Here is a 12,846-nt window from a genome sequence, read left to right as displayed (position 1 = left end):
GACCATTCGAGTGATGGCTATTTGATACAGAAGAGGTGCATAACAATAACAGCCTTTCGCCGATTGCCAGAACCCTGAAGAAGCTGTGCTAAAGTCAGCGTCCTTTTTATCGACTTTCGCGTGATATGACCGATTCCAGTCCCGCCGCAAGCCCATCGAGCTTGAAAATCTACTTCCGCCTGCTCGGCTATGTCCGGCCGTACATCAGTCTGTTCCTGATCAGCATCGTCGGCTTTCTGATTTTCGCCTCGACGCAACCGATGCTTGGCTACATCCTCAAGTACTTTGTCGATGGCCTGTCCAACCCTGAAGCGGTGCTGTTTCCCTCCGTGCCCTATCTGCGTGACCTGCAGCTGCTGCAGGCCGTGCCGCTGTTGATCATCCTGATCGCCGCGTGGCAGGGACTGGGCTCCTATCTGGGCAACTATTTCCTGGCCAAGGTTTCTCTCGGGCTGGTGCATGACTTGCGTGTGCAGTTGTTCAACAACCTGTTGGTGCTGCCTAACCGCTATTTCGACAAGCATAACTCCGGTCATCTGATTTCGCGTATCACCTTCAACGTGACGATGGTCACGGGGGCGGCAACAGATGCGATCAAGGTCGTAATCCGTGAAGGCATGACGGTGATCTTCCTGTTTGCCTCGCTGTTGTTCATGAACTGGAAGCTGACCCTGGTGATGGTGGCGATCCTGCCGCTGATCGCCGTAATGGTGCGCACCGCCAGCAAAAAATTCCGCAAGCAGAGCAAGAAGATCCAGCTGGCGATGGGCGATGTCACGCATGTGGCCTCGGAAACCATCCAGGGTTATCGCGTGGTTCGCAGCTTCGGCGGCGAGGCCTATGAAGAAAAGCGCTTCCTCGATGCCAGCCAGGGCAACACCGACAAGCAACTGCGCATGACTCGCACGGGTGCGATCTATACGCCGATGCTGCAACTGGTGATCTACACCGCCATGGCCGTGCTGATGTTCCTGGTGCTGTACCTGCGCGGTGACGCCTCGGCCGGTGACATGGTCGCCTACATCACGCTGGCGGGCCTGCTGCCCAAGCCGATCCGTCAATTGTCCGAAGTCAGCTCGACCATTCAGAAAGGCGTGGCCGGTGCCGAGAGCATTTTCGAGCAGCTGGATGTCGAGCCGGAAGTCGATACCGGCACCGTCGAGCGCGATGCGGTGAGTGGCCGTCTGGACGTGCGCAACCTCAGCTTCACCTACCCTGGCACCGAACGCCAGGTGCTGGACGACATCAGTTTCTCGGTCCAGCCAGGGCAGATGGTCGCACTGGTCGGGCGTTCGGGCAGCGGCAAGTCGACGCTGGCCAACCTGATTCCGCGTTTCTATCACCACGACAAGGGCGAAATCCTCATCGACGATGTGGAAGTCGAACAGTACAAACTGCTCAACCTGCGTCGTCACATCGCTCAGGTGACTCAGCACGTCACTTTGTTCAGTGACACCGTGGCCAACAACATCGCTTATGGCGATCTGGCCGGTGCGCCGCGTGAAGACATTGAAAAAGCCGCGCGTGATGCCTACGCGATGGACTTCATTTCGCAGTTGCCGCAAGGCCTGGACACTCAGGTCGGCGAGAACGGCGTCTTGCTTTCCGGTGGCCAGCGCCAGCGTCTGGCGATTGCCCGTGCGTTGCTGAAGAATGCACCGCTGCTGATTCTCGACGAGGCCACCTCGGCACTCGACACCGAGTCCGAACGGCACATTCAGGCGGCACTGGATCAGGTGATGAAGGGGCGTACCACGCTGGTGATCGCTCACCGTCTGTCGACCATCGAGAAGGCCGACCTGATTCTGGTCATGGATCAGGGGCGCATCGTCGAGCGCGGCACCCACGACCAGTTGCTGGCGCAAAATGGTTACTACGCGCGCCTCAACGCCATGGGCCTCGATGCCCCGGCCGAAGATATCGCCTGACTCCAGGCCCTGCCCTGTGGGAGCGAGCCTGCTCGCTCCCACAGTCGTTTGTATCCAGACCTTTACCCTTCTTGACCAAACCGGAATAAAACCGGGCACCGCGCTTGTTAAGGTTCCTCAACGAACTCTGACTTCCATCGAGGGGGCCATCCCCGTCGCGCGGGTGCTTTCATGCTGCAACGCTATCTCTGGAAACTGCTGCCCAAGCCACAGCGGGCTTTTCTGCTCGGGCGCCTGTCGGTGGTCGATCGGCAGGTGGTGAACAAGTCGATGTCGGCCAACCTGACGTTTCCTCAGGCCTTCCAGCAGCGCTCCTGCCTGTTTATCCATGTTCCGAAATGCGCCGGCAGCAGCGTTTGCACGGCGCTGTTCGACGGCTGGCGACCCGGGCACTTGCCGCTGTATTGGTATGAAGAGCAGTTTCCCGAGCAGTTCGCCAACGCCTTCAAGTTCGCTTTTGTTCGCGACCCGCTGGAACGTGCCTATTCGGCCTACGCCTTTTTGCGTGGCAACGAGTTGAGCGCGCGTGACCATATGGCGCAACGGCTGGTGCGGCAGTACCGGGATTTCGACGATTTTGTCGCGCGCTGGCTGCATCCGGAAACGATTGCCCGGCAATTGCACTTTGCCGCGCAGACCGACTTTCTGACGGACTCGCTGGGGCATCTGGCGCTGGACTTCATCGGTTATCAGGAACACCTGACGCGGGATTTTCGTCTGGTTTGCGAACAGTTGGGGCTGACTGGCGAGTTGCCTCACGTCAACGGCTCGCGGGAACGGCAATCGATGCCGGCGCGCGAGTTCTGTTCGGTGCGCACCCGGCGTCTGGTACGTCGGGTTTATCAGCGTGATTACGAGTTGCTCGGGTATGAATGAGTCCCTGTCACTGCCGCTACAGAAGCTCGCCATTCGGCCTTACGGTCTGGCGCTCTCGCACCAGGCCCGGGCAGCGCTCAAGGCACAACACCCACGCTGCCTGTGGTTGACCGGATTTTCCGGCGCCGGCAAGTCAACCCTGGCCAATGCCCTCGAACTGCACCTGCATGCGTCGGGTCTGCACACGTTTTTGCTCGATGGCGACAATGTGCGCAATGGCCTGTGCCGCGACCTGGGCATGAGCGATCTCTGCCGCCGGGAAAACATCCGGCGTATGGCCGAGGTGGCGCGGTTGATGGTCGACGCCGGGCTGATTGTGATCGTTGCGGCCATTTCGCCGTTCCGCGCCGAACGCGACGCCGCGCGCAGGCTGTTTGCCCAGGATGAATTCATTGAAGTGCACGTCAGCACTTCGCTGGAAGTCTGCGCCCGGCGCGATCCGAAAGGTCTGTATCAGGCCGTACGGGAAGGCCGGATCACGCACTTTACGGGCGTGGACAGTCCTTACGAAGCGCCATTGGCAGCCGAGTGGCAAATCGACACCGAGGCGCTGGAATTGTCCGAAGCCTGTGGACAACTGGCGGCACTGGTGCTCAAAAAATGAGCAAAGTAACGGACTGTTTCATCCTGTTGCAGGCTGCACGCAAGCCTGCGCCAACCCTGTGTTAATATCGCGCCCCTGTTCATTTTGTATGTGGGTTGCTCCATGAAGTTGTCCATGCCGCGATTCGATCAAGCCCCAGTCTTGGTGGTCGGCGATGTCATGCTCGACCGTTACTGGCATGGTGGAACCTCACGGATTTCCCCTGAGGCACCGGTACCGGTCGTAAAAGTCGAGCAAATCGAAGACCGCCCGGGCGGTGCTGCCAACGTTGCCTTGAACATTGCCGCGCTGGGCGCGCCGGCGTCACTGGTCGGTGTGACCGGCGACGATGAAGCCGCCGACAGCCTGAGCAACAGTCTCAAGGGCGCGGGCGTGCGTGCCCTGTTCCAGCGCATCGCGCACCAGCCGACCATCGTCAAACTGCGGGTCATGAGCCGGCACCAGCAGTTGCTGCGTATCGACTTTGAAGAACCGTTTGCCACCGATGCGCTGGCCCTGGCCTCGCAGGTCGATGATCTGCTCGAAGGCATCAAGGTGCTGGTGCTGTCGGACTACGGCAAAGGCGCGCTGAAGAACCATCAGACCCTGATTCAGGCGGCCCGTGCCAAAGGCATTCCGGTGCTGGCCGATCCCAAGGGCAAGGATTTTTCGATCTACCGTGGCGCCAGTCTGATCACGCCGAACCTCAGCGAATTCGAAGCCATCGTCGGCGGTTGCGCCGATGAGCACGAACTGGTGAGCAAGGGCGCGACCCTGATGCACGATCTCGAGCTCGGCGCGCTGCTGGTCACCCGTGGTGAACACGGCATGACCCTGCTGCGTCCGGAGCATCCGGCGCTGCACTTGCCGGCCCGTGCCCGCGAAGTGTTCGACGTGACCGGTGCCGGCGACACGGTGATTTCCACCCTGGCGGCGGCGATCGCTGCCGGTGAAGAACTGCCGCACGCGGTGGCGCTGGCCAATCTGGCGGCGGGCATCGTGGTCGGCAAACTCGGTACTGCGGCGATCAGCGCCCCGGAACTGCGCCGCGCGATTCAGCGTGAAGAAGGTTCGGAGCGTGGGGTGCTAGGTCTGGAACAGCTGGTGCTGGCAGTGGCCGATGCCCGTGCGCATAACGAGCGCATCGTCTTCACCAACGGCTGCTTCGACATTCTGCATGCCGGGCACGTGACCTACCTCGAGCAGGCGCGCGCGCAGGGCGACCGGCTGATCGTGGCGATCAATGATGACGCCTCCGTCAGCCGTCTGAAGGGGCCGGGACGTCCGATCAACAGTGTCGACCGACGCATGGCGGTACTCGCCGGCCTCGGTGCGGTGGACTGGGTGATCAGCTTCCCCGAAGGCACCCCGGAAAACCTGCTGCGCGAGGTCAAGCCGGATGTGCTGGTCAAGGGCGGTGATTACGGTATCGACCAGGTTGTTGGTGCCGATATCGTCAAGGCTTACGGCGGCACGGTGAAAGTGCTGGGTCTGGTGGAAAACAGCTCGACCACGGCGATCGTGGAAAAAATCCGCGGTAACTGATTCAAGCTAAAAAGATCGCCGCCTGCGACAGCTCCTACATTGGAATGCGTTTCCCTGTAGGAGCTGCCGCAGGCGGCGATCTTTTGCGTTTCAGGAACTGACTTTCTTGCGCGGTACGATCTTCTTCAGCAATTGCCTGGCCTTGCCGCGCAACCGCGCCAGTCCCGTGGGTTTCTCCGGCGGGGTCAGGCCTTGTTGGCGTAACCAGTCCTTCCAGCGAATCCGCTCGTCACGCACCAGCCAGCCATCCTGTCTGGCAAAGCTTTCGGCCAGATACAGACCGCGCGTGCCCGCCGGAGACAGCTGACCTTTCTTCAAGGTATACAGCTCGGCCAGCGGTTCGCCGTCCTGCAACGGCATCAGGTACAAATCCGGGCGCTTGCGGTCCAGTCGCGCCACCAGTTGATCACCTTCCAGGCGTTCATCGACGTGAAACAGACTCAGGGATTTGGCTTCCTTTGGCACGTCCAGGCGCAAGTCGTAGATCAGTTGCAGCGATGCTGTCGGCAGATGCACGTAGGCCCGTGGTCGTTCGAGCAATTGCAGATTGGCGCAGCGCACCGGTCGCGCCGAACCGGACTGCGGCGTCAGGCGAAACGGCAGGGCCTCGCGATAATGCAGGGCGGAGGCGTAGGGCGCCGGTAGCCAGGTGTCGTTGAAGCGCCCGCCGAGCCAGCCTTCCGGGGTTTCCAGCAGGCACTCTTCGGCAATTTCCTGAATCGCCGTGTGCAGCGGGATGTTCAGTTCTTGAGCAGGCACGTAACCGGAAATCAGCTTGAGCACGACGTCGCCGCGATCCTGCCGACGCTGGCGCACCAGCACCCAGTAATCGCGATTCTGCCAGTGCAGGGTCAGGCGCACCGAGACCCCGAGGTTGGCCAGTTCCACCGCAAAGCGCTCGGCATCCGCCACGCTCACCGGTTTGCGCCGCTGCAGGGTCTGGGCGAAATTCAGCGGCATGCCGACGCTCTGATACGTCAGGCCTTCGGGCGTGGCCTCGACGAACAGCGGCAGCGTCTTGAAGTTGCTCGGGTTCTTTCTGATGAGCGTGCGCGGCATGTCGGCTCCTGCTTAAGGCCGCGGGGCGGCGTCAGTGACCACGGAGGACCTGGGCAACGGTCGCAACGTTATGGGCGAGGTGCAGCGGATTGATCGTCCCGACAATAGCACTGGCCACGCCGGGCTGCTGGAACAACAACTCGAAGCTGGCGCGCACCGGATCCACGCCCGGACTCAGGCATACATGGCCGCTGGCCAGGGCTTTTTTCACCAGAATGGCTTTGCCGTGGGCAGCAGCATAGTCAATGACTGCCTTCTCGTTCTGTTCGTTCAGATTGTAGGTGACCATCGCGCAGTCCCCTTGCTCCAGCGCCTTGAGTCCGCCCTCGACCGTTTTGCCGGAGAAGCCGAAACCGCGAATCTTGCCCTCGGCCTTGAGTGCAGCGAGGGTAGCGTAGACCTCTTCGTGTTCGAGGATGGCCATGTCGTTGCCGTCGGAGTGCACCAGCACCAGGTCGATAAAATCGGTTTCAAGACGTTGCAGGCTGCGCTCCACCGACATCCGCGTATGCGCCGCACTGAAGTCATGGCGCGACAGGCCGTCGGCAAACTCTTCACCGACCTTGCTGACGATTACCCAATCCTGCCGCTGGCCGCGCAACAACGGGCCGAGGCGTTCTTCGCTGCGACCGTAGGCCGGGGCGGTGTCGATCAGGTTGATGCCCAACCCTTTGGCCTGCTTGAGCAGCATGCGTGCCGCGTCATCGTCGGGGATCTGGAAACCGTTGGGGTATTTCACGCCTTGGTCGCGGCCAAGTTTGACCGTGCCCAGGCCCAGCGGTGAAACCATCAGGCCGGTGCTGCCCAAGGGGCGATGCAGTTCGTGCAGGGTCGCTACGCTCATGGCAACAGTTGCTCCCAGGCTGGAACGCCCATCGGTGGTTTTGGCAGTGCCGGTAATGGCTCGGCCGGTTGCGGCTGGATGCCGTCGCGGTCCAGCGCAGCGATGACCCGGTCGGCGAAGTCCGGCGCCAGTGCGAGTTTGGTCGGCCAGCCCACCAGCAGGCGACCCTCCTCGGCGAGGAAGGCGTTGTCCGGGCGGGTCAGGCCGGTTTGCAGGGGCTCGGCGCGATCGACGCGCAAGGTCGCCCATTGCACCTGGCTCAGATCGATCCATGGCAGCAACTGGCCGAGCTCTTTCTGCGCGGTGGCGATCTGCTCGGCAGGTTCGCGGGCCACGCCATCGCTTTCGGCAATGTCGCCGCCCAGGTACCAGACCCAGTTGCCGTCAGCGGCCGGGTGGGTGGTGACGGTGATGCGCGGCTTGGTGCCGCCGCCCAGGCAGTGAGCGTACAGCGGCTTCAGGCTTGGGCCTTTGGCGATGATCATGTGCAGCGGTCGGCGTTGCATCTGTGGATGGGTCAGGCCCAGGTCTTCCAGCAATCGGGCAGTGCCGGCGCCGGCACTGAGGACGATGCGCTGGGCGTGGATTTCACGACCGTCGACCTTCAGGCCGACCAGCACACCGGCTTCCAGCAGCGGCTCGATGGTTTGCCCGGCGAGCAGGCCGTCACCGGCCAGATCGGCCAGGCGCTGGATCAGGCTCGGCACGTCAACCACCAGTTCGGCGAGGCGATAGACCTTGCCCTTGAAGCGCTTGTCTTGCAGGGCCGGCGGCAGTTGATCGCCCTTGACCTGATCGACCCGGCCACGCACGGCTTTGCTGGCGAAGAAACTGGTGAGGTTGCCGGCGAGGGTGCCGGGCGACCACAGGTAATGCGCTTCGGACAACAGGCGCACGCCGGACAGGTCCAGCTCGCCGTTGCCGGCCAGCGCTTCACGCCAGCGGCGCGGCATGTCGGCGATGGCTTCCGAGGCGCCGGTCAGCGCACCGTGCAACGCATATTTGGCGCCGCCGTGAATGATGCCCTGGGACTTCACGCTCTGCCCGCCGCCGAGACTGGCGCTCTCCACCAGCACGGTCGAAAAACCCTGACGGCGCAGACGCGCGTTCAGCCAGAGGCCGGCGACACCAGCGCCGACAATCAGAACGTCGGTGGAAATAACGGATGGCATGCAACGACCTCAGTGTTCAAGACGAGGGCGCAGTATACAGACTCGGGAAAGAGCGGGATTTGTCGATGATCAACAGGGCAGATGCAAAACCAAATGTGGGAGCGGGCTTGCTCGCGAATGCGCTGTGTCAGTTAACGGAAATGTTGTCTGATACACCGCCTTCGCGAGCAAGCCCGCTTCCACAGGGGATTTGCGTTACTGCAAATCAGTGCCCGGCAGTCTTGGAGAACAGCTGGATGACCACCACGCCGAGCACGATCAGCGCCATCCCGAGCATCGCCGGCACGTCCAGCTTCTGCCCATAAATGAACAGCGCTGCGACGCTGACCATGACGATGCCCATGCCCGCCCACACGGCGTAGGCGACCCCCACCGGCACAGTGCGCACCACCAGCGTCAGCATCCAGAAAGCAATCCCGTAGCCGACGATCACCAGAATCAACGGCAGCGGGGTGCTCAAGCCTTTGACCGCTTTCATCGAAACGGTGGCGATCACTTCGGCGCAGATGGCGATAGCCAGGAAGGCGTAGGCGTTCATGTGTAGATCCTCATGTAAAACGTTGCTTGCTGAGGCGGCATTCTAGTCGCTCTTCAGATGGGGTAAAGTCATTACCTATCTGTTTTGAAGATGGGTTGCAGCATGAATACCCTGTGGAATCTGGAACAACTGCGCGCCTTCGTCAGCGTCGCCGAACAGCGCTCGTTTTCTGCCGTGGCGCGCCAGCAGCGCAAGGCGCAGTCGGCGATCAGCAGTGCGATTGCCATGCTGGAGGACGATTTGGGCGTCAGCCTGTTCGAGCGTAGCAGTGGTCGCTCACCCAGGCTCACCGAAGCGGGCGAAGCCCTGCTCGAAGAAGCCCGGGAAGTGTTGCGCCAATGTGCGCGGCTGAACGGTCGGGCGATGGCAATGATGCGCGGTCAGGAAGCGCAGCTTCGGGTGGCTCAGGATGAAGCCATGCCGTATCAGGCACTGGTGGAAAGCTTCGATGCGCTGGCCGAGCAATTCCCCAGCCTCGAAGTGCAACTGACCAGCGCCGCTCAAGGTGAAGTCGCACGCAAACTGGTCGAGCGTCGCGCTGATCTGGGCCTGCTGTTCTATCACGACGAAATTCCCGAAGCGCTGGAGCGTCGGGTATTGGGCCGGGTGGAAATGGTCACCGTCTGCGGCATCAATCATCCGCTGGCGACGCAGTCCTATGTCACCTGCCAGCAACTGGCACAGCATCGGCAATTACTGATGTCGACGCAAACCAGCGTCTACCCCGGCAACGAACCGGCCAGCCCGCAAGTCTGGCGCGCTGACAGTTTCTACGTGATGGCCGAATGGTTGGTGCGGGATCTGGGCTGGGCCTGGCTGCCCCGGCATGTGGTGCAGTATTCGGCTTATCAGGGCCTGATGGTTGAACTGGACAGCGAATGGACCCCGCCGGCGTTGGTGGTGGAGCTGGTCTGGCGCCGGGATGAACCCCTCGGCCCGGCTGCGCGCTGGCTGGCTGAACGTTTTGCCGTGCACTTGCGGGCGATTGGCGACAAAAGTCGATAAACTCCGCCGCCATGAATAGAACTCTCTACACCGCGCTGTTTTACCTGGGGCTGCCATTGGTGGCGATTCGGCTGTGGCTGCGCTCGCGCAAGGCCCCGGCGTATGCCAAGCGGATTGGCGAGCGCTTCTCTTACGGGATGCCACCACTGCAACCCGGCGGGATCTGGGTGCACGCGGTGTCGGTGGGCGAAAGCATTGCCGCCGCGCCGATGATTCGCGCCTTGCTGCAGCGTTATCCACAGCTGCCGATCACCGTGACTTGCATGACCCCGACCGGATCAGAACGGATTCAGGCGCTGTTCGCCAACGAACCGCGCATCCAGCATTGTTATCTGCCCTACGACTTGCCGTGCGCAGCGGCGCGTTTTCTTGATCACGCCAAACCGAAACTGGCGGTGATCATGGAAACCGAACTGTGGCCCAACCACATTCACCAGTGCGCCAAGCGCGGGATCCCGGTGGCGCTGGCCAACGGCCGGTTGTCCGAACGATCGGCCCGGGGCTATGGCCGTTTCACTAAGCTGACCGCGCCGATGCTCGCTGAAATGAGTTTTTTTGCGGTGCAGACCGAAGCCGAAGCCCAACGGTTCCGCGATCTCGGCGCGCGTCCGCAGACGGTCGAGGTCACTGGCTCGATCAAGTTCGACCTGACCATCGACCCGCAACTGCTGCAGCGCGCCCATGAGTTGCGCGGCCAATGGCAGGCGCTGGAGCGCCCGGTGTGGATCGCTGCGAGTACCCACGAAGGCGAAGACGAAGTGGTGCTCGACGCCCATCGCCGGCTGTTGGCGAACTACCCGAATGCATTGCTGATCCTGGTGCCGCGCCATCCCGAGCGCTTCAACTCGGTGTTCGAATTGTGCCAGCGTGAAGGCTTTGCCACGGTGCGCCGTTCCACCGGTGCCAACGTCGAAGCGGACACTTCAGTGCTGCTTGGCGACACCATGGGCGAACTGCTGTTTCTCTATGCGCTGGCTGACAGTGCTTTCGTCGGCGGCAGCCTGGTGCCCAACGGCGGGCATAACCTGCTGGAGCCGGCGGCACTGGCAAAACCGGTGCTCAGCGGCCCGCATCTGTTCAACTTCCTCGACATCGCCGCGCAGTTGCGCGAGGCCGGTGCGCTGGCCGAAGTGGATGATGCCGAAGGGCTGGCGGTGGAAGTGCAGCGCTTGTTCGAATTGCCGCGCGATGCGCAACGCATGGCCGAGGCCGGGCTGGCGGTGATGCGGCGTAATCAGGGGGCGCTGCAGCGGTTGCTGGATGGGCTGGGCCGGTTGATCAAATAGTCGCCCGGAACATTTATTGTGGTGAGGGGATTTATCCCCGATCGGCTGCGCAGCAGTCGTTAACCCTGCTTGCCATATCAGACTGAATCACCGCGGTGAATGGTTTTGGGGCTGCTACGCACCCCATCGGGGATAAATCCCCTCGCCACAGGGGATTTTCCAGATTGTTTAGGGGCGCGCCTTGAGCTGTGCTTCCGCTGCCTTGGCCAGATCCGGCGGGAGGAAGTCCTTGTCCGGGTTGTAGTCGGCCTTCAGATAGCGCGCCAGGTCTTGCAAGTCACCCGGATTCAACGTTCCCGCCGCCTGCTTCAAGCGCAGGTTGTCGAGGATGTAGTCGTAGCGGGTGTTGTTGTAGTTGCGCACCGAGGTGTACAGCTGACGCTGGGCGTCGAGCACGTCGACGATGTTGCGCGTACCCACCTGATAACCGATTTCCGTGGCTTCCACCGCGCTCTGGTTGGAGATGATCGACTGGCGGCGCGCCTGCACCTGCTCGACATCGGTGTTCACCGCGCGGTGCAGATTGCGGGTGTTTTCCACCACCTGCCGGCGCAGGGATTCGCGCTGTTGCTCGCTCTGATCCAGTTGCGCATAGGACTGGCGCACTTGCGAACTGGTCAGCCCGCCGCTGTAGATCGGAATGTTCAGTTGCAGGCCCAGGGTGCTTTGCTCGACGTTGCCACTGTACGGCGTACCGAAGGCGTTCGGGTTGGCGAAACCGAGGGCGTCGTTGTCACCCTTTTCGTATTTGGCCACGGCATCGAGGGTCGGCAGGTGACCGGCCTTGCGCTGTTTGAGGGTCTGTTCGGCGGAGCTGACCGCAAAGTTGCTCGCCAGCAGATTGAGGTTCTGTTTGCCCGCCGTGTCGACCCAGGCCTTGGCGTCGTTTGGCGCCGGCGGCAGGATCGGCAGCGTGTGGACGATGCCCTGAATCGAGTTGTACTGACGGTTGGTCAGGGTGATCAGCGCTTCGAACGCATCGTCAACCTGACGCTGCGCAACGATACGGTTGGCGCGCGCGGTGTCGTAACTGGCCTGCGATTGCAGGACATCGGTCTTGTCCGACAGGCCGACATCGAAACGCTCGTTGGACTGGTCGAGCTGACGCTTGAACGCGGCTTCTTCAGCCTTGGTCGAGGCCAGGTTGTCCTGACTGCGCAGCACGTTGAAGTAGCTTTCAGCCGATTGCAGAATCAGGTTCTGTTCGGTGGCCGAGAGTTGCAGGGCGGCTTGTTCGTTGACGTCTTTCGCCGCTTGGTACTGGAACCAGCGATCGGCGCGGAACAAGGGTTGTGCCAGGGTCGCCTGATAGGAATGCGCGCTGCGATTGGCAATGGCTGAAGGCTGGTCGATCGAGGTGCGCACATTCGCCACTTCGGCGCCGCCAGACAAGTTCGGCAGCAAGCCGGCACGGGCCTGTGGCACCACTTCTTTCTGGGCGCCGTACTGGGCGCGGGCGGCGGCCAGATCGGCGTTGTTGTCGACGGCTTCCTGATAGACGCTGACCAGATCGGTCTTGGTCGACAAGGGCGCTTCTGCTGCCCAGGCCATTGCGTTGGACGCACAAGACACGGCAAGAGCCAGTGAAAGTTTGCGCAGCATGAGGCGATCCCTAGCAAAAATATTACGGAAATAATGTGCGCGCCAAGGCTACGGCGCGGCCCCGGCAGCGTCAAGGCGCGCAGGGCAAAGCGAGTGTAGTTGCGCAATCGTGCGGCAACAATCCTGCAAGTCCCGGTAATTGCGCCATTCATCATGGTGTTTGCCGCGGTGTTGGCGTTCTTTGCTGGTTGTGTCTAGACTGGCCGGGTTCTTGTCGGGGTGCCTTGCTATGAGGCTGAGATCGAATAATTTCGGATCCCGTTGAACCTGATCAGGTTAGCGCCTGCGTAGGGAACAAGATTTCTCGTCACCCGGCGAGTCCTCTTGTGCTTCGTCCGGGATATTGTTCGACAATCGAACGCTCGACGACGATGCACAGCACCAGTCCTGGTGCGTCCGTGCCTTTCA

The 12,846-nt window shown here is 61.6% G+C and carries 11 protein-coding genes and 1 riboswitch; of the genes, 6 read left to right on the top strand and 5 right to left on the bottom strand.

The annotated features are described in order from the left end of the window. Positions 1-125 precede the first annotated feature (125 nt). The 4 genes from msbA to hldE all read left to right on the top strand — a co-directional run bounded on the left by msbA (position 126) and on the right by hldE (position 4,932). A complete protein-coding gene (gene msbA / locus KCG87_RS04730; protein WP_027611379.1) occupies positions 126-1,928 on the top strand; it encodes a lipid A export permease/ATP-binding protein MsbA in 1,803 nt (600 codons plus the stop codon). A gap of 171 nt (positions 1,929-2,099) precedes the next feature. Further along, positions 2,100-2,804 (top strand): sulfotransferase family 2 domain-containing protein, encoded by a 705-nt coding sequence (locus KCG87_RS04725; RefSeq protein ID WP_096794740.1) that lies wholly within the window; start codon positions 2,100-2,102, stop codon positions 2,802-2,804. Continuing rightward, complete coding sequence (gene cysC, locus KCG87_RS04720; protein ID WP_098966904.1) at positions 2,797-3,408, top strand: adenylyl-sulfate kinase; 612 nt, start codon at positions 2,797-2,799, stop codon at positions 3,406-3,408. Before KCG87_RS04725 ends, cysC begins: the two co-directional genes overlap by 8 nt. Positions 3,409-3,510: 102 nt before the next feature. Beyond that, a complete protein-coding gene (gene hldE / locus KCG87_RS04715) occupies positions 3,511-4,932 on the top strand; it encodes a bifunctional D-glycero-beta-D-manno-heptose-7-phosphate kinase/D-glycero-beta-D-manno-heptose 1-phosphate adenylyltransferase HldE (protein WP_210556727.1) in 1,422 nt (473 codons plus the stop codon). Positions 4,933-5,022: 90 nt separating this feature from the next. Here the strand turns inward: hldE and KCG87_RS04710 are convergent, their stop codons facing one another. From KCG87_RS04710 to KCG87_RS04695, 4 genes are all read right to left on the bottom strand, one after another. Further along, positions 5,023-5,991 carry a hypothetical protein gene (locus tag KCG87_RS04710; RefSeq protein ID WP_027611383.1) on the bottom strand — a complete coding sequence of 323 codons (969 nt, stop codon included), beginning with the start codon at positions 5,989-5,991 and terminating at the stop codon, positions 5,023-5,025. Positions 5,992-6,022: 31 nt separating this feature from the next. Then, positions 6,023-6,835: an aldo/keto reductase gene (locus KCG87_RS04705; RefSeq protein WP_134785287.1), complete on the bottom strand. Its 813-nt coding sequence runs from the start codon at positions 6,833-6,835 to the stop codon at positions 6,023-6,025. Continuing rightward, complete coding sequence (locus KCG87_RS04700) at positions 6,832-8,007, bottom strand: FAD-dependent oxidoreductase (protein ID WP_210556725.1); 1,176 nt, start codon at positions 8,005-8,007, stop codon at positions 6,832-6,834. The genes KCG87_RS04705 and KCG87_RS04700 overlap by 4 nt, the downstream gene beginning before the upstream one ends. A 205-nt stretch (positions 8,008-8,212) precedes the next feature. Further along, positions 8,213-8,545 (bottom strand): multidrug efflux SMR transporter, encoded by a 333-nt coding sequence (locus KCG87_RS04695; protein WP_003221050.1) that lies wholly within the window; start codon positions 8,543-8,545, stop codon positions 8,213-8,215. 102 nt (positions 8,546-8,647) lie between these two features. Here KCG87_RS04695 and KCG87_RS04690 point away from each other — a divergent pair, with 102 nt between their 5' ends. Beyond that, entirely contained in the window at positions 8,648-9,550 is a 903-nt protein-coding gene (locus KCG87_RS04690) for a LysR family transcriptional regulator (RefSeq protein ID WP_095138092.1), read from the top strand. Positions 9,551-9,561: 11 nt separating this feature from the next. Then, positions 9,562-10,836 carry a lipid IV(A) 3-deoxy-D-manno-octulosonic acid transferase gene (gene waaA / locus KCG87_RS04685; protein WP_210556723.1) on the top strand — a complete coding sequence of 425 codons (1,275 nt, stop codon included), beginning with the start codon at positions 9,562-9,564 and terminating at the stop codon, positions 10,834-10,836. Positions 10,837-11,004: 168 nt separating this feature from the next. Here waaA and KCG87_RS04680 read toward each other — a convergent pair whose 3' ends face one another. Next, positions 11,005-12,438, bottom strand: a complete 1,434-nt coding sequence (locus tag KCG87_RS04680) for a TolC family outer membrane protein (RefSeq protein ID WP_098966910.1) — start codon at positions 12,436-12,438, stop codon at positions 11,005-11,007. Between the two features lie 205 nt (positions 12,439-12,643). Next, positions 12,644-12,749: riboswitch (TPP riboswitch) on the top strand. Positions 12,750-12,846 lie beyond the last annotated feature (97 nt).

Origin of the sequence: Pseudomonas sp. MWU347, from assembly GCF_017947305.1 — a bacterium.
In the GTDB taxonomy this organism is placed as follows: Bacteria; Pseudomonadota; Gammaproteobacteria; order Pseudomonadales; family Pseudomonadaceae; genus Aquipseudomonas; species Aquipseudomonas putida_A.
This window is presented reverse-complemented; position numbering and strand designations above follow the sequence as displayed.

What these genes read in the sequence shown, in the direction of transcription:
- msbA (WP_027611379.1), top strand. Translation starts at nt 126, where the DNA reads ATGACCGATTCCAGTCCCGCCGCAAGCCCATCGAGCTTGAAAATCTAC.
- KCG87_RS04725 (WP_096794740.1), top strand. Translation starts at nt 2,100, where the DNA reads ATGCTGCAACGCTATCTCTGGAAACTGCTGCCCAAGCCACAGCGGGCT.
- cysC (WP_098966904.1), top strand. Translation starts at nt 2,797, where the DNA reads ATGAATGAGTCCCTGTCACTGCCGCTACAGAAGCTCGCCATTCGGCCT.
- hldE (WP_210556727.1), top strand. Translation starts at nt 3,511, where the DNA reads ATGAAGTTGTCCATGCCGCGATTCGATCAAGCCCCAGTCTTGGTGGTC.
- KCG87_RS04710 (WP_027611383.1), bottom strand. Translation starts at nt 5,991, where the DNA reads ATGCCGCGCACGCTCATCAGAAAGAACCCGAGCAACTTCAAGACGCTG.
- KCG87_RS04705 (WP_134785287.1), bottom strand. Translation starts at nt 6,835, where the DNA reads ATGAGCGTAGCGACCCTGCACGAACTGCATCGCCCCTTGGGCAGCACC.
- KCG87_RS04700 (WP_210556725.1), bottom strand. Translation starts at nt 8,007, where the DNA reads ATGCCATCCGTTATTTCCACCGACGTTCTGATTGTCGGCGCTGGTGTC.
- KCG87_RS04695 (WP_003221050.1), bottom strand. Translation starts at nt 8,545, where the DNA reads ATGAACGCCTACGCCTTCCTGGCTATCGCCATCTGCGCCGAAGTGATC.
- KCG87_RS04690 (WP_095138092.1), top strand. Translation starts at nt 8,648, where the DNA reads ATGAATACCCTGTGGAATCTGGAACAACTGCGCGCCTTCGTCAGCGTC.
- waaA (WP_210556723.1), top strand. Translation starts at nt 9,562, where the DNA reads ATGAATAGAACTCTCTACACCGCGCTGTTTTACCTGGGGCTGCCATTG.
- KCG87_RS04680 (WP_098966910.1), bottom strand. Translation starts at nt 12,438, where the DNA reads ATGCTGCGCAAACTTTCACTGGCTCTTGCCGTGTCTTGTGCGTCCAAC.